General features: G+C 65.5%; 17 protein-coding genes. 13 read left to right on the forward strand and 4 right to left on the reverse strand.

Annotation, left to right across the window (positions count from 1 at the left end):
• Window positions 1-35: 35 nt before the first annotated feature.
• From hslO to G4Z14_RS12420, 7 genes are all read left to right on the forward strand, one after another.
• Window positions 36-1025, forward strand: coding sequence for an Hsp33 family molecular chaperone HslO (hslO, locus tag G4Z14_RS12390; protein WP_164626186.1), 990 nt, complete (start codon window positions 36-38; stop codon window positions 1023-1025).
• The gene (locus G4Z14_RS12395; RefSeq protein WP_164626188.1) at window positions 1018-1599 is read left to right on the forward strand and encodes a CoA pyrophosphatase; all 582 of its coding nucleotides are present in this window, start codon (window positions 1018-1020) and stop codon (window positions 1597-1599) included. The genes hslO and G4Z14_RS12395 overlap by 8 nt, the downstream gene beginning before the upstream one ends.
• Window positions 1596-2771 (forward strand): CCA tRNA nucleotidyltransferase, encoded by a 1176-nt coding sequence (locus tag G4Z14_RS12400; protein ID WP_164626190.1) that lies wholly within the window; start codon window positions 1596-1598, stop codon window positions 2769-2771. The genes G4Z14_RS12395 and G4Z14_RS12400 overlap by 4 nt, the downstream gene beginning before the upstream one ends.
• 139 nt (window positions 2772-2910) lie before the next feature.
• Window positions 2911-4752: an ABC transporter ATP-binding protein gene (locus tag G4Z14_RS12405; protein WP_164626192.1), complete on the forward strand. Its 1842-nt coding sequence runs from the start codon at window positions 2911-2913 to the stop codon at window positions 4750-4752.
• The gene (locus G4Z14_RS12410; protein WP_164626194.1) at window positions 4749-6593 is read left to right on the forward strand and encodes an ABC transporter ATP-binding protein; all 1845 of its coding nucleotides are present in this window, start codon (window positions 4749-4751) and stop codon (window positions 6591-6593) included. Before G4Z14_RS12405 ends, G4Z14_RS12410 begins: the two co-directional genes overlap by 4 nt.
• Window positions 6590-7810, forward strand: a complete 1221-nt coding sequence (locus G4Z14_RS12415; RefSeq protein WP_164626196.1) for a class I SAM-dependent RNA methyltransferase — start codon at window positions 6590-6592, stop codon at window positions 7808-7810. Before G4Z14_RS12410 ends, G4Z14_RS12415 begins: the two co-directional genes overlap by 4 nt.
• 132 nt (window positions 7811-7942) lie before the next feature.
• A complete protein-coding gene (locus G4Z14_RS12420) occupies window positions 7943-8434 on the forward strand; it encodes a L,D-transpeptidase family protein (protein ID WP_164626198.1) in 492 nt (163 codons plus the stop codon).
• A 58-nt stretch (window positions 8435-8492) separates the two neighbouring features.
• Here the strand turns inward: G4Z14_RS12420 and dalA are convergent, their stop codons facing one another.
• Window positions 8493-9011: a divisome-associated lipoprotein DalA gene (gene dalA, locus G4Z14_RS12425; protein ID WP_164626200.1), complete on the reverse strand. Its 519-nt coding sequence runs from the start codon at window positions 9009-9011 to the stop codon at window positions 8493-8495.
• 189 nt (window positions 9012-9200) lie between these two features.
• Between dalA and G4Z14_RS12430 the strand changes: the two genes are divergently transcribed.
• Together G4Z14_RS12430 and G4Z14_RS12435 are read left to right on the forward strand one after the other, a co-directional pair.
• Complete coding sequence (locus tag G4Z14_RS12430; protein ID WP_164626202.1) at window positions 9201-9809, forward strand: L,D-transpeptidase; 609 nt, start codon at window positions 9201-9203, stop codon at window positions 9807-9809.
• Between the two features lie 148 nt (window positions 9810-9957).
• Window positions 9958-10137 (forward strand): hypothetical protein, encoded by a 180-nt coding sequence (locus G4Z14_RS12435; protein ID WP_164625710.1) that lies wholly within the window; start codon window positions 9958-9960, stop codon window positions 10135-10137.
• Between the two features lie 76 nt (window positions 10138-10213).
• Here the strand turns inward: G4Z14_RS12435 and hemH are convergent, their stop codons facing one another.
• Together hemH and G4Z14_RS12445 are read right to left on the reverse strand one after the other, a co-directional pair.
• Window positions 10214-11272 carry a ferrochelatase gene (hemH, locus tag G4Z14_RS12440; RefSeq protein WP_164626204.1) on the reverse strand — a complete coding sequence of 353 codons (1059 nt, stop codon included), beginning with the start codon at window positions 11270-11272 and terminating at the stop codon, window positions 10214-10216.
• Between the two features lie 49 nt (window positions 11273-11321).
• On the reverse strand, window positions 11322-12134 hold the full coding sequence (locus G4Z14_RS12445; protein ID WP_164626206.1) for a methyltransferase domain-containing protein: 813 nt from the start codon (window positions 12132-12134) through the stop codon (window positions 11322-11324).
• A gap of 30 nt (window positions 12135-12164) precedes the next feature.
• On the opposite strand from G4Z14_RS12445, the gene G4Z14_RS12450 reads away from it, so the two are divergent.
• Genes G4Z14_RS12450 through G4Z14_RS12465 form a run of 4 tightly spaced genes read left to right on the forward strand, consistent with a single transcriptional unit; the run spans window position 12165 to window position 14461 of the window.
• Window positions 12165-12896, forward strand: coding sequence for a double zinc ribbon domain-containing protein (locus G4Z14_RS12450; RefSeq protein WP_164626208.1), 732 nt, complete (start codon window positions 12165-12167; stop codon window positions 12894-12896).
• 36 nt (window positions 12897-12932) lie between these two features.
• Window positions 12933-13187 (forward strand): glutaredoxin 3, encoded by a 255-nt coding sequence (gene grxC / locus G4Z14_RS12455; protein WP_164626209.1) that lies wholly within the window; start codon window positions 12933-12935, stop codon window positions 13185-13187.
• 3 nt (window positions 13188-13190) lie between these two features.
• A complete protein-coding gene (locus G4Z14_RS12460) occupies window positions 13191-14021 on the forward strand; it encodes a carbon-nitrogen hydrolase family protein (protein WP_164626212.1) in 831 nt (276 codons plus the stop codon).
• Window positions 14018-14461: a MarR family winged helix-turn-helix transcriptional regulator gene (locus tag G4Z14_RS12465; RefSeq protein WP_164626214.1), complete on the forward strand. Its 444-nt coding sequence runs from the start codon at window positions 14018-14020 to the stop codon at window positions 14459-14461. Before G4Z14_RS12460 ends, G4Z14_RS12465 begins: the two co-directional genes overlap by 4 nt.
• Window positions 14462-14478: 17 nt before the next feature.
• Here G4Z14_RS12465 and paaK read toward each other — a convergent pair whose 3' ends face one another.
• A complete protein-coding gene (gene paaK / locus G4Z14_RS12470) occupies window positions 14479-15786 on the reverse strand; it encodes a phenylacetate--CoA ligase PaaK (protein ID WP_164626216.1) in 1308 nt (435 codons plus the stop codon).
• Between the last annotated feature and the right edge of the window lie 59 nt (window positions 15787-15845).

Consider the following 15845-nt stretch of genomic DNA (forward strand, 5'->3'; position numbering starts at 1 on the left):
GATATGCCAAGAACGGCAGCCTTAGGAAACCCCACATGACCGCGCAGAACATCGCCTGGGACGATACCGTCCTGCCCTTTCAGCTTGACCGTGCCGACATCCGCGGCCGCGTTGCCCGTCTGGACGGCGTGCTGGACCAGGTCTTGAAGCAACACAGCTACCCGCCGGTGATCGAGGCGCTGGTGGCCGAGATGGCGCTTCTGACCGCGCTGATCGGCCAGTCGGTGAAACTGCGCTGGAAGCTGTCGTTGCAGGTGCGCGGCAAGGGGCCGGCGCGGCTGATCGCCACCGATTACTATGGCCCGGCGACCGAGGGCGAACCCGCCCGCATCCGGGCCTATGCCAGCTATGACGCCGAGCGGCTGGATCATGCTGCCGATCCTTTCAGCCAGATCGGCGAAGGGTATTTCGCGGTCATGATCGACCAGGGCGAAGGGATGATCCCCTATCAGGGCTTTACGCCCATCGCGGGCGGCTCGCTTTCGGCCTGCGCCGAAACCTATTTTGCCCAGTCCGAACAGCTGCCGACCCGCTTCATGCTGACCTTTGGCCAAAGCCAGGTCCCCGGCAACAAGCTGCACTGGCGCGCGGGCGGCGTGATGCTGCAACACATGCCGCAGGCGGGAAGCAGCCGCGCAGTCGCGGCCGAGGCGGGCTCGGGCGAGGGCGGGCTGCTCAGCCATGTCGATATCCTGTCGGGCGTCGACAGCGAGAACTGGACGCGGGCGAACACGCTTCTCGATACAGTCGAGGAGCTGGAGCTTGTCGGCCCTTCGGTGTCGCCGACGGAGCTGCTGGTACGGCTTTTCCACGAAGAAGTGCCGCGGGTCTTTGAGGTGCAGCCGGTGCGGTTCGGTTGCTCCTGCTCGGAAGACAAGGTGCGGCAGGCGATGTCGATCTATTCCGCCAAGGACATCCAGAAGATGACCACCGAGGCGGGCGTGGTGACGGCCGATTGCCAGTTCTGCAGCGCGCATTATGAGCTGGACCCGGCCACCCTGGGCTTTGAGGCCAGGAATGCCTGACGCCTTTCGCCTTCGCGACGCCCTTGCGCGCCCCGGAGGCGAATCGTCCGATTTCGATCTGAACCCGGCCGTCCAGTTGCCGACCGGCCGGGTCTTGCGCCCGGCTGCGGTGCTGGTGGCGGTCTGGGGCGACCGGCTGATCCTGACCAAACGCGCCTCGCATCTGAAGCACCACCCCGGCCAGATCGCCTTTCCCGGTGGCAAGCTCGATCCGACCGATGCCAGCCTTGAGGCTGCGGCGCTGCGGGAATCGCGCGAGGAGATCGGCCTGCCCGAAGCCGCTGTCGAGATCTGGGGTCGCCTGCCGCCGCATGAGACCGTGACCGGCTTTGCCGTGACGCCCATCCTCGCCCGTGTTACCGGGGATTTCACGCCGGCGCCCGAGGTTGGCGAAGTGGACGAGGTGTTCACCGTGCCGTTGTCGCATGTGCTGGACCGCAGCCGGTACGGGATCGAGCGCCGCCTGTGGCGTGGCGAGTGGCGGCGCTATTACGCCGTGCCGTTCGGCCCTTATTACATCTGGGGGGCAACGGCCCGCATCCTGCGCGGGCTGGCCGAAAGGGTCGCGGCATGAAGGTGACGGGCGACTGGCTGAGCCATCCCGGCACGCAGGCCCTGTGCGCCGTGCTGGAAACTGCCGGCCACAAGGCGCTGTTCGTCGGCGGTTGCGTGCGCAATGCGCTGCTGGGCGTGCCGGTTGCCGATGTCGACATTGCGACCGACGCCTTGCCCTCAGAAGTCAGCCGGCTGGCAGAAGCTGCCAGTCTGCGCGTGGTGCCAACCGGCATCGACCACGGCACGGTGACGGTGATCTCCGGGGGCTGTGCGCATGAGGTGACGACCTTCCGCCGTGATGTGGAAACCGACGGCCGCCGCGCCGTCGTCGCCTTTGCCTCGGAAGTGGCCGAGGATGCCGCGCGGCGCGATTTTACCATGAACGCGCTTTATGCCGATGCACGGGGCAGGGTGATCGACCCCTTGGGCGGCCTGCCGGACCTTGTGGCCCGGCGCCTGCGGTTCGTTGGCGATGCGCATCTGCGCATCCGCGAGGATTACCTGCGCATTCTGCGATTCTTCCGCTTTCACGCCCATTACGGCGATCCGGCGCAGGGCATCGACCCCGAGGGTCTGGCCGCCTGCGCCGAGCTGGCGGCGGGCATTGACGGATTGTCGCGCGAACGCATCGGGGCCGAGATGCGCAAGCTGCTCGCCGCGCCCGATCCGGCGCCCTCGCTTGCCGCGATGGCAAGGGCCGGGGTGCTGGTCTACGCCCTGCCGGGGGCGGACCCGCGCGCGCTTGCCCCGCTGATCCATCTGGAGGCGGGTTTGCCGGTCCGCTGGCAGCGCCGCCTTGCCGTGATCGGCGGGCAAGAGGTGGCCGAGGTCCTGCGCCTGTCGCGCGCCGATGCCGGCACTGTCGCTGCCCTGCGTGAAGCGGCGGGTCGTCTGCTGACCCCTGCGGCGCTGGGCTGGAAACTTGGCGAGGCCACGGGTGCCGATGCGGTCCTTGTCCGTGCGGCCCTTATGGAAGGCCCGGTGCCTGCGGGTTGGCAGGCCGAGGTGGCCCGGGGGGCCGCCGCGCGGTTCCCGATCAGTGCCGCCGATCTGATCCCCGCCTTCACCGGGCCCGCCCTTGGCCAAGAGCTGAAGCGGCTTGAAACGCTTTGGCTGCAAAGCGACCTGCGGCTCAAACGCGACGCGCTGCTCGGTGAAAACGGGCGTGACAGGCCGGATACCCCGCGGTAGCCTTCGCAGACCGAACCAGAGGAGGACGGCATGGGCTACGGGAAGATCTGGCACCTGATCTGACAGGACCGATCCCGTTGGCGGTCCCGTCGGGGCCCCGCTGCCCCAGTCCGCGCGTCTTGCCCAAAAGGCCTTTCTCATGTTCCGTTTCTTCGAAAATCTGGTCGATCCCTACGCCCCTTATCCGCAAACCGACACGCCGCCGCGCCGGCTGTGGCCGTTCCTTGCCGACTACATCCGCCCGTTCCGCAAGGTCTTTGCCGCCACCGCGCTTTTGTCAGTGCTGACCGCCTTCGCCGATGTGGCGCTGATCTGGTATGTCGGGCGGCTGGTGGACCAGTTGGCGAGCGCTGGTCCGGCAGCGTTTTGGGCGGATCATGGGACCGAACTGATCGCCGTTGCGCTGGCCGTGCTGGTCCTGCGACCGCTGCTCCTGGTCGGCAATGTCGCACTGCTGCACAACGCCATCCTGCCGAATTTCGGCACCATGATCCGGTGGCGCGCGCATGCCCATGTGATCCGCCAGCCGGTCGGCTGGTTCGAAAGCGATTTCGCGGGCCGCATCGCCAACCGCATCATGCAGACACCGCCGGCGGCGGGCGACGCGGTGTTCCAGACCTTTGACGCCATGGCCTTCGCCTCTGTCACCATCGTTGGCGCCGGGATCATGCTGGCCGAGGCCGACCCGCGCCTTGTGCTGCCGCTGGTGATCTGGTTCGCGCTTTATCTGGCGCTGGTCAACTGGACCGTGCGCCGGGCGGGGCCCGCCTCGAAGGCAAGTTCCGATGCCCGTTCTGCGGTTACGGGGCGGGTGGTGGATGCCTATACCAACATCCATTCGGTCAAGCTTTTCGCCCGGCATGAGGCCGAGATGGCCTATGCCAAGGAAAGCATCGAACACGCCCGCGCGACCTTCAAGCAGGAAATGCGGATCATCACCAGAATGGATCTGGCGCTGACCACGCTGAACGGCGGGCTGATCGTGGCGGTCACCGGCTGGGCGATCCTGCTGTGGTATCAGGGCGCGGCAAGCGTCGGCACTGTGGCTGCGGCCTCGGCGCTGGTGCTGCGGCTGAACAACATGACCTATTGGATCATGTGGGCCTTCACCGCACTGGTGCAGGCTTTGGGCGTGGTGCAGGAGGGGATGGAGACCATCACCCATCCCATCGGGCTGGTCGATGCCGCCGGAGCCAAGCCGCTGGCGTTCCGCGAAGGCCGGATCGAGATCGATGGCGTCAGCCACCATTACGGACGGGGCTCGGGCGGGTTGCAGAACCTGTCGCTGACCATCCGGCCGGGAGAAAAGATCGGCGTGGTGGGGCGGTCGGGGGCGGGCAAGTCAACGCTCGTCAAGCTGATGCTGCGGTTCTACGACACGGAAAGCGGGCGCATCCGGATCGACGATCAGGACATTGCCACCGTCACACAGGACAGCCTGCGCGCCCATATCGGCATGGTGCAGCAGGACTCGTCCCTGCTTCACCGCTCGGTGCGCGACAACATCCTGTATGGCCGTCCCGAGGCGACCGAAGCCCAGATGATCGCCGCCGCCAGACAGGCCGAGGCACATGACTTCATCCTGACGCTGGAAGACCCGCAAGGCCGCAAGGGCTATGACGCCCATGTCGGCGAGCGCGGCGTCAAGCTGTCCGGCGGGCAGCGGCAGCGCGTGGCGCTGGCCCGCGTGATCCTGAAGGACGCGCCGATCCTCATTCTGGACGAGGCGACCAGCGCGCTGGATTCCGAGGCCGAGGCCGCCATTCAGGCGGCGCTTTATGGCGTGATGCAGGGCAAGACGGTCATCGCCATCGCCCACCGGCTTTCGACCATCGCCGCGATGGATCGCATTGTCGTGCTGGAGGATGGCCACATCGCCGAAGAAGGCAGCCATGCCGAACTTTTGACCGCGAACGGGCTTTACGCCCGCTTCTGGGCGCGCCAATCAGGAGGCTTCATCGGGCTGGAGGAAGACGCATGAGCCTTTTGCGCATGGGCGACTGGATCGACGCCTTCCGCCCCACCCATCAAGCCCCGCCGCAGACCCTTGGCGCGTTCTTCAAATGGAGCCTGTCGGGGTCATGGGCCCAGCTTTGGCTGGCCGCGCTCCTGTCCTCGCTTGCGGGGGTGACCGAGGTGGTCTCGGCTCTGGTTCTGGGCTGGGTGATCGACGCGACCATCACCGGCAATCCGGCCTCGTTCTTTACCGACCACGGGGCGCTCATCTTCTGGTCGATGGCGTTTTACCTGATCCTGCGGCCGCTCTCCTATGCTGCGTCAAGCGCCACCATCCAGATCACGCTGGGGCCGAACCTCCTGCCCCTCGTTCTTTCGCGCCTGCACCGCTGGACGTTGGGGCAGGCGCTGACCTTCTTCGACAATGATTTCGCCGGCCGCATCGCGCAAAAGCAGATGCAGGCGGCGCGGGCGGTGACGGATGTCACGACGGAAACCATCAACACGGTATTCTTCGCGCTGGCTTCGGTGGTGGCCTCGGTGCTGTATCTGTTCGCCGTGGATATCTGGATCGGCGTGGCGCTGGCGGTCTGGCTGGGCGGCTATCTGGTGTTGATCCGCATCTTCATTCCCATGGTGCGGGAAAACTCGGCCGCGCGGGCCTCCAGCCGGGCGATGGTGACGGGGCAGGTGGTCGACACCATCACCAATATCAAGACGGTGAAGCTGTTTGCCCATTCGGCCTTTGAGGACCGGGTGGCGCTGAAGGCGATGGAGGTGTTCCGCGACCGGTCGCTGGAATATGGCGTCATCGCCGCATGGTTCCGTCTGGCCCTGATGACGCTTGCGGGCATCCTGCCGGTGATCCTGATCGGCGGCACCATCCTGCTTTGGCAAGAGGGCGTGGCGACGCCGGGTGATATTGCCGCGGCGGGTGCGATTTCCATGCGGATCGCGCAGATGACCGGCTGGGTCAGCTTTACCCTGATGACGATCTACACCTCGGTCGGCGAGGTCGAGGACGGCATGCATACGCTGGCCGCGCCGCATTCGCTGGCCGACGCGCCGGGGGCCGTGGTCCTGCCGCGTGTCCGGGGGGAAATCGCGCTTCAGGGCGTGACCTTTGCCTATGGCCGCCAGCGGGGCGGGGTGGCAGACATCAACCTGTCGATCCGGGCCGGCGAGAAGTTGGGGATTGTGGGCGCTTCGGGCGCGGGAAAATCCAGCCTCGTGGCGCTGCTGCTCAGGCTTTACGACTGCGAGGCCGGGCGGGTTGTGGTGGACGGCCATGACGTGCGCGATGTGACGCAGGAATCCTTGCGCCGTCAGATCGGCATGGTCACGCAGGAAACCGCGATGTTCAACCGCTCGGCCCGCGACAACATCGCCTATGGCCGGCCCGAGGCGAGTGAGGCGGAAATCATCGCAGCGTCGAAGGCGGCGGAAGCGCATGAGTTCATTGACGGCATGCTCGATCATCAGGGCCGGCGCGGCTATGACGCCTTCCTTGGCGAACGCGGGGTGAAGCTGTCGGGCGGGCAGCGGCAGCGCATCGCGCTGGCCCGGGCTTTCCTGAAGGATGCGCCGATTCTGGTGCTGGACGAGGCGACAAGCGCGTTGGACAGCGAAGTTGAGGCCAACATTCAGGCCGCGCTGGGGCGGGTGATGGAGGGCAAGACCGTTCTGGCCATCGCCCACCGGCTGTCCACGATTGCCGCCATGGACCGGATCATCGTGATGGAACAGGGCCGCATCGTCGAGATGGGCGATCACGCTGGCCTTTTGGCGCAAGGCGGGGTTTATGCGCGCTATTGGAACCGCCAGTCCGGCGGGTTTCTGGGCACGGACGAGGACGAACAGGCGTGAAGATCACCATCGACAGGCTGGGACATCTGGGCGACGGCATTGCCATCGGCGAAGCAGGACCGATCTACGCACCGGGTTTCCTGCCGGGCGAGGTGGTCGAGGGCGAACTGGTCAAGGACACGCTGACCGGCGGCAAGATCGTCACGCCCTCGGCCGATCGGGTGAAGCCGCCCTGCCCGCATGCCCGCACCTGCGGCGGGTGCCTGATGCAGCACGCCGGCGATGACTTTGTGGCGCATTGGAAAGAAGGCATCGTGCGCGGCGCTCTGGCCGGGCAGGGGCTGGAGGCGACCTTCCGCCCGATGGCCACCTCGCCCGCCCGCTCGCGCCGCCGCGCCACTCTGACCGGGCGCAAGACCAAGGGCGGCGCGCTGATGGGTTTTCACGCCCGCGCCAGCGACACCATCGTCGACGTGCCGAACTGCCAGCTGCTGCACCCCGATCTGGTTGCCGCTTTCCCGGCGTTGGAGGAACTCGTCAAGATGGGCGGCTCGCGCACGACCGAGGTGCAGCTGACCATCACCCGCAGCCTTGCCGGGGCCGATGTCGCTGTGACCGGCGGCAAGCCGCTCGATGCCCAGTTGCAGATGGAGATGGCGCGGCTCTGCGAGGCACAGAAGATCGCGCGGCTGACATGGAACGGCGAAACCGTCGCGCTGCGCGCCGCGCCCATGCAGCGTTTTGGCCGTGCGCTGGTCGCCCCGCCGCCGGGGGCCTTCCTGCAAGCCACCGCCGAGGGCGAAAGAGCTCTGCTGCAGGCCGTGGCGCTGGCCATCGGCCCGGCCCGCAAGGTGGCCGATCTTTTCGCCGGCTGCGGCACCTTCAGCCTGCCGCTCGCCGAGCGGGCCGAGGTTCATGCGGTCGAAGGCGAGGCGACGATGACCGCCGCTCTGGAAAAGGGTGCGCGCAATGCCGAAGGGCTGAAGCGGGTGACGGTGGAAACCCGCGACCTGTTCCGCCGCCCTCTGGAACCTGACGAGTTCAAGGGGGTGGAGGCTGTCGTCATCGACCCGCCCCGCGCCGGGGCGGAAGCGCAGGTTGACCGGCTGGCCGCCGCGAAGGTGCCGGTCATCGCCTATGTCTCTTGCAACCCGGTCACCTTTGCCCGCGATGCAAAGGTGCTGGTCGCCGCGGGTTACAGGCTGGATTGGGTGCAGGTGGTCGACCAGTTCCGCTGGTCTGCCCATGTCGAACTCGCCGCGCGATTCTCGCGCTGAGGCCGGGTTGAAAATCCTGTGATCGGGGCGCTTGGGGCTGATCCTCTCTGGCAAGGTCGGCGGAAATCCGCTATGCGCCACAGAAAACCACCGCGCGGCGCATCGCGCGCAAGACTGGGGCAGTTGCGGCACATGGCCTTCCTTCGGGTTCTTCTTCTGATTGCCATCGGCTTTGGCGTCACGGCTTGCGGCAGCAAGTTCAGGACCTATCGCGGCCCGGAAGTGACCCAGGTTCTGGTCAGCAAGTCTGACCGCAAGATGTATCTCTTCCACAATGACAAGGTGCTGAAGGAATACGACATCGGCCTTGGCTTTGCGCCCGAAGGCCACAAGCAGTTCGAAGGCGACGGCAAGACGCCCGAGGGTAATTATACCATCAGCCACCGCAACCCGAAGTCCGAGTTCCACCTGTCTCTGGGCATCAGCTATCCCAATGACGCCGACCGTGCCTTTGCCGCCGAAAATGGCAAGCCGCCGGGAGGAGACATCTTCATTCATGGCGGGCCAAACCGGAAAGTGACCAAACAGGATTGGACGGCGGGCTGCATCGCCGTGACCGACCGGCAGATGGAAATGGTCTATGCAATGGTGAAGCCCGGGACCCCGGTCCAGATTCAGCCCTGAGGATATGAAAAAGGGGGCCGCGGCCCCCGTTTTCCTTTCAGGACAAAGCGTTGCCGGTTCAGGCGCCGGTCAGCAGCGTCCACCAGATCTTGCCGCCTTCTTCCTGATACCAGGACAGGCCAAGGTTGCGGGCCGCCGGATCAAGCACCACATCGCGGGTGTCGGGCTGCGCCATCCAGGCGGCGAGCGTCTCCATTTCGGTTTCGTAGGTTTCCGAAATCAGTTCCCCCAGAAACTTGCCGGCATAGCCCACGCGCTGCACCCGCAGCAGCGGCGAAGAGCCGTCGGAGCCGAAGTGCCAGGGCCGGTTCTGCACCGACATGTCGCGCGAATGGGTCAGGGCCGCGGCCGTCAGTTCGGCGTTCAGCACCAGAGGCACCGAGCCGCCAGCGGAACGCAGGGTGTTGATCGAATCCAGCACACGATAGGGAATCTTCTCGGCGGTCGCCTCATTGATGCGATAGACGCGCGGCAGGGGCTTGCCATCGGCGCCGACTCTGGGCTGGCTGGCGCCGACACCGCAGGCCGCCAGCATGGCTGCCGTTCCGCCCATCAGAAACACTGTCCGTCTGTTCATGATCTTCCACCACCAAAAGGCCGCCTGGCGGCCCGCATCGGACCCGTCTTTATCCAATGTCACGGCGGGGATCAAACCCAACTCTGCGTGACTGCGCCGATCCCCGCCACAATGACGGGCCTTTGATTTGCGCCTTTGACCGCTTGGATGTAGAAGGGCGCGAAATTCCAACCTCGTGGAGATCTGCGGATGACCGCCGAATATTCCAAGCCGCTGAACCGCCGCCTGTTCCTGACCGGAGCAGCCGTCCTCGGCAGCGCCGCGGCCATGCCGGCCCTTGCCCAGACCGTCGAAGGCAGCACCGAGATGTTGCCCGCGGCGGGCGATCAGGTGCGCAACAACATTTCCAGCTTCCGTATGCTGGACTGGCAGAGCTACTTCGAAAACACCAAGAAGGGCGCGATCCTGGTCGACATCACCTCGCGGGCCCTGCATTTCTGGTCGGAAGACCAGTCGATCTATCGGCTTTACCCGACTTCGGTGCCGCTGTCCGAGGAACTTACCCGCCGGGGCCGGACCGAGGTTGTCGAAAAGGTGGTGAACCCGAGCTGGCGGCCCACGCCGTCGATGCGCGAGCGCAACCCGGAATGGCCGGAGGTGGTCGAAGGCGGTGCGCCGGACAATCCGCTTGGCACCCGCGCGCTTTACCTCAGCTGGACCTATTACCGCATCCATGGCACCCATGACACCCGCAAGATCGGGCGCCGATCGTCAAACGGTTGTGTCGGCCTTTACAACGAACACATTCAAGAGTTGTTCGATATGGCGCAAGTTGGCACGCAAGTGTTGCTTATTTGACGACACCGCTGGTCTCGCCGCGCCGGTAGCTTTGGGGTGCATTGCAAATCACCCGGCAAGCTGTTTAGGAAGGCGGCATGAGGAATAATCTTGGGTGTGTGGCGTCGCCTCTGAAAAATTCGGCGCCATGCGAAATCTGGAGGTCACTATGAAAAAGATCGCTCTCGCTGCCGCTCTGTCGGTTGCTGCTACCACCGCTTTCGCTGGCGGCATGGCTGAGCCCGTGATGGAGCCGGCTGTTGTCGAAGCTGGCACCTCGTCGTCGGGCGGCATCCTGCTCCCGCTGCTGCTGCTGGTGGTTGTTGCCGCCGCTGTGGCGTCGAACTAATCCTTTCGGGATTGTTCAAGATAGGGGCGGCAGGGTTTCCTGCCGCTCTTTTCTTTTGTGCCAGGGAAAGGCCGGGTCAGACCCAGCCTGCCAGATTGGCCTCGATCACCTGAGCCAGCGCCGCGATATGCGCCGCGTCGTCGTTCAGGCAGGGGATATAGGTGAATTCCTCGCCGCCCGCGTGTTCAAACGCTTCCCGAATCTCGCCGTTGATCTCTTCCAGCGTTTCGATGCAATCGGCCGAAAAGGCCGGAGCGATCACCGCGATGCGTTTCTTGCCCTGTTTGGCCAATTCCGCCACATGCTTGACGGTATAGGGCTTCAGCCATTCCTCGCGGCCAAAGACAGACTGGAAGCTGATCTCGATATCGGCCTTCTCCCAGCCCAGCCGCTCGCGCAGAAGCCGCGTCGTCCTTGCGCATTGGCAATGGTAGGGGTCGCCCTGCATCAGATAGCGGATCGGCATGCCGTGATAGCTGGCCACCAGCACATCGGGCCGGTGGTCCAGCTTGGCATAGGCGCGCTCGACGGATTGCGCCAGCGCCTCGATATAGGCGGGGTGATCGAAATATTCCGGCACCACCCGCACGGCGGGCTGGCGCTTTTCCTTCATCAGGGCGGCAAAGAAGGCGTCATTTGCCGTGGCCGAGGTGGCACCCGCGTATTGCGGGTAAAGCGGGAAGAACAGGATCTTCTCGCAGCCCGCCGCCACCATGTCCCGCACTTTCGATTCGGTCGAGGGATTGCCATAGCGCATGGCGAAATCGACCATCACCTTGTCGCCATGGGCGGCTTGCATCGTCGCAGCAAGTGCTGCCGTCTGGTTCCTGGTGATCGTCATCAGGGGGCTTTCGCCCTTGTCGTGATTCCAGATCAACTTGTAATTCGCGCCGGACGAAAAGGGCCGCTTGGTCAGGATGATGAGTTGCAGCAGCGGCTGCCACTTCCAGTTCGGGATGTCGATCACCCGCTTGTCAGACAGAAACTCGTTCAGATAGCGCCGCATCGACCAGTAATCGTAATGGTCCGGCGTGCCGAGGTTGGCCAACAGGATTCCGATCTTCGGGGCCTTCACGGCCGGATGGTCGGCAGGGGCGTGGGCGAGGCGGTCGGTTCCGGGCGTGACGTCGGTCATGAGAGTTCCTGCTTTGGCTCACCCCGAGATAAAGCGCGCCGCCGCAGGGTCAACCTTTTTGGTCGCGCAACGGGGTCTCTGCGGCATTCAGTGCATCGGCCAGCCGTGCCGCCGCCGATCCGGGGCGCAGCGGTTTTTGCTGGCTGTCATGCGGCGCCCAGCCGGTCAGGCAGATGATCTCGAAGGTCGCGGGAATGCGACCCTCGGCATCGGCGTAACGGCCCTGATAGATCTCTGCTGCCCGCAGGAACACGTCGCGCCGGGTCGGGCGGCGCAGGCGGGCGGCGAGCGCATTGCCCTCTCCCATCGCCCTGAGATCGCGCATCAGGTGGAAGGCGTCGCGGTAGAGCACGGTCTTGGTGAAGCTGTCGGCGACCGGCAGGGCAAAGCCCGCGCGGTGGAGCAGACCGCCCAGATCGCGGATCTCGCCCATCGGCAGCACCCGCGGCGACAGCCCGCCCGTCAGCTGACTTTCCGCCTCGGCCAGTGCCGCGCGCAGCTCGTTCAGCGTCTGGCCGCCGAACATCATCCCGATGAACAGCCCGTCGGGGCGCAGGGCACGGCGACATTGCACCAGCTGCCCGACCGGATCATTGGCCCAATGCAGCGTCAGGGCGTGGATCACCAGATCCTGCCCGCCCTCGTGCAGGGCGAGGGTGTCCTCATCCGGGATGCAGCGGAAATCCTGCCACAGGTCCGGAAAAGCCGTCACCACCACCGGGGCTGTAAAGGTTCTGTTAACCTCGATGAGTCTCTCCTGAACCTCAAGCACGGCCTCTGCCTGCAGAAACAGCGCCTTGGCGCGGGCGCGGTGCAGGGCAAGCGCCTTGCGGTCGGTCAGAAGCGGCGGCGTCGGGCTCATGGCGGGGGAACATAGGGGGCGGGCAAGGGAATGCAAGCGACACTGGCACAAAAGGTCTTGCATCTGATCTACCCGCCGCAATGTCTTGTCTGCGGCGCGCTGGTGACGACGGACTTTGGCCTCTGCGGTTCCTGCTGGCGCGATACGCCCTTCATCTCTGGGCTGGTCTGCGACCTTTGCGGCCTGCCCTTGCCGGGTGAGGAGACCGGCAAGCCCGAACATTGCGACGACTGCCTGACCCTTGCCCGGCCCTGGTCGCGCGGGCGCGCGGCGCTGCTTTACAAGGACAAGGCCCGCGCGATGGTGCTGGCCCTGAAACACGGCGACAGGCTGGATCTGGTGCGGCCCGCCGCCGGGTGGATGCTGCGTGCCGCCGCGCCGATTCTGGAGCCGGGCATGCTGGTTGCGCCAATCCCGCTGCACTGGATGCGGCTGTTCCGGCGCCGCTTCAACCAGTCGGCCTTTCTGTCCAAGGCCATTGCCCGCCCCGCCCGGCTGGAGCATTGCCCCGATCTCCTGATCCGACCCCGCCCCACGGGCTCGCAAGACGGCAAGGGGCGCGACGGCCGCTTTGCCAATATGTCTGGCGCCATCGCGCTGCACCCCAAACGGGCGCCGCGGGTCGAGGGCCGGCATGTGCTTTTGGTGGATGACGTCATGACCTCGGGCGCGACCCTTGCCGCCGCGGCCGAGGCCTGCGTTGCAGGCGGCGCAAGGGCGGTTTCGGTTGTGACCATGGCACGCGTTGCGAAGGATGCCTAAATCCTTATAGTCGCCGCAACTGCCAAGGACACCGCAATGAGATCCGTCGAAATCTACACCACCCAGACCTGCCCCTATTGCATCGCCGCAAAGCGGCTGCTGACCAAGAAAGGCGTCGCCTTCAAGGAAATCGACGTTGGCGGGCAGCCGCAGTTGCGCGCCGCGATGACGCAGCGTGCCGGTGGGCGTACGTCCGTGCCGCAGATCTTCATCAACGGCACGCATGTCGGCGGCTGCGATGACATCCACGCGCTTGACCATGCCGGCAAGCTTGACCCGATGCTGGCCTGACCGATGCGCGCGGGGCTGGTGCAACTGACCGTGGGCGACGATCCGGCAGCCAACCTGCCGGTGACGGTCGATCACATCCGCCGGGCCGCGGCGGGCGGGGCCGGTCTTGTCCTGACCCCGGAATGCACCAATGCGCTGTCGGGCAACCGCGCGCATCAGCGTGCCGTGCTGCGCCACGAGGAGGACGATCCCACGCTGTCGGCGCTGCGGGATGAGGCGGCGCGGGCCGGGGTCTGGCTTTTGGTCGGCTCGCTGGGCGTGCTGACCCATGACGCCGATGGCCGGTTTGCCAACCGGTCGTTCCTTGTCTCCCCGACGGGCGAGATCGCCGCGCGTTATGACAAGATCCACATGTTCGACGTGAATGTCACGGAAACCGAGGTCTATCGCGAATCCTCGGCCTATCGTCCGGGGAACAAGGCGGTTCTCGCCGACGCGGGCTTTGCGAAGATCGGCATGGCGGTCTGCTATGATCTGCGCTTCCCGCAGCTTTTCCGCCGTCTTGCCCAGGCGGGCGCACAGATCCTTACGGTTCCGGCCGCTTTCAATCACATCACCGGCGCGGCGCATTGGGAGGTTCTCTTGCGCGCCCGCGCCATCGAGACCGGCTGCTTTGTTCTGGCCCCGGCCCAGACTGGCTTTCATGGCGAAACGGGCGGCAAGGGGCGACGGACCTATGGCCATTCGCTTGCCATTGCGCCCTGGGGTGAGGTGCTGGCCGATGCGGGCGTCGAGCCGGGGGTGACCTTTGTCGACCTTGACCTGACCGAAGTCAGCAAGGCCCGCGCCCGCGTGCCAAGCCTGTCGCATGACCGCGGGTTCACCGGGCCATGAACGACCGTACCGACGATCTGGCGGTGACGCTGTTTGGTGAGCTGTTCATGGCCGACCAGCTGGCGCGCAACCGCGTGTCCAAGGCGCTGCCCAAGGGGATGGAGCTGTCGCATTTTTCGGTGCTGAACCATCTGGCGCGCATCAATGACGAACGCACCCCGGCGCAGCTGGCGCGGGCGTTTCACGTCACCCGGGGCGCGATGACCAACACCTTGACCAAGCTCGAATGGGCCGGACACATCCATATCCGCCCCGACTGGGACGATGCCCGGCAGAAATTCGTCGCCATCTCGCCCTCGGGCCGTGCTGCCCGCGATGCCGCCGTGGCCGCCGTCATCCCGATGATCGGCGACGTGGTGCAGGCGCTTGGCGCCGACAAGGTGCGCGCCGTGTTGCCGATCCTGCGCGAGATGCGGGTCAAGCTGGAAGGCGAGGGCTAACGCCCGTCGCCCGTGGTTCAGGCCTTGGACCGGTTGTCGACGATGCGCACCGCCTTGCCCTGACTGCGCGGAACCTCGCCGGGCTGGCCGACGCGGGCCTCGACTGTGATCCCGAGGGTTTGCTTGATGCGCTTTTGCAAGGCGCGGGCATGGGCGGCGCGGGTTTCGTCCGCCGTGGCTTCGGTGGTTTCGACCCAGACGGCCATGGTGTCCAACCGGCCCTCGCGCAGCAACTCGATCTGGAAATGGGGCGACAGGCCCGGTACCGCAAGCAATTGCTCTTCGATCTGGCTGGGGAACAGATTGACGCCGCGCAGGATGATCATGTCATCCGAGCGCCCCCGCAGCTTTTCGATCCGCCGCATCGACCGCGCCGTGCCGGGCAGAAGCCGGGTCAGATCGCGGGTGCGGTAGCGGATGATCGGCAGCGCCTCCTTGGTCAGCGAGGTCAGCACCAGCTCGCCCACCTGCCCGTCGGGCAACACCGCGCCGGTATCCGGGTCAATGATCTCGGCGAGGAAATGATCTTCCCAAAGATGCAGCCCGTCCTTGGTTTCCACGCATTCGATGGCCACGCCCGGCCCGATCACCTCGGACAGGCCGTAGCAATCCAGCGCGTGCATGTCGAAGGCCTGCTCGATCTCGGCGCGCATCGCGTTCGTCCAGGGCTCGCCGCCGAAGATGCCGACCTGCAGCGGCGATTTGCGCGGATCGCGGCCCTGTGCGCGGTATTCATCCAGAATCGACAGCATGTAGGACGGGGTCGCGCCGATGGTGGTCGCCCCGAAATCCTCGATCAGTGTCACCTGCCGGGGCGTCATGCCGCCCGAAACCGGCACCACCGTACAGCCGAGTTTCTCGGCCCCGTAGTGAAATCCGAGACCCCCGGTAAAGAGACCGTAGCCATAGGCCAGATGCACCACATCGCCGGGTCTTGTGCCGCACGCCCGCATCGACCGCGCCATCAGCCTCGCCCAGATGTCCAGATCACGCGCCGTATAGCCCACGACGGTCGGCTTGCCTGTGGTGCCGGACGAGGCATGCAGGCGCACGACCTGCTCGCGCGGCACGGCGAACATGCCGAAGGGGTAATTGTCGCGCAGCGTCGATTTCAGGGTGAAGGGGAAGCGCCGGATATCATCGAGCGTTTTCAGGTCATCGGGATGCACCCCGGCCGCGGCAAAGCTGGCCCGGTAATGCGGCACATTGGCGAAAGCATGGGCCAGTGACCATTGCAGGCGCTTCAGCTGCAGGGCCTCGATCTCGTCGCGCGAGGCGGTTTCGATCGGCTCAAGGGTCTGGCGGCGTGGGCCAAGTTCAAGCATGGGGGCATCCTTCGCAAAACAGCGCACCTTCGACATTCCTGCAAAAGCAGGAGAATTGG

The organism is Tabrizicola oligotrophica (assembly GCF_011008935.1).
Taxonomy (GTDB): Bacteria; Pseudomonadota; Alphaproteobacteria; order Rhodobacterales; family Rhodobacteraceae; genus Tabrizicola_A; species Tabrizicola_A oligotrophica.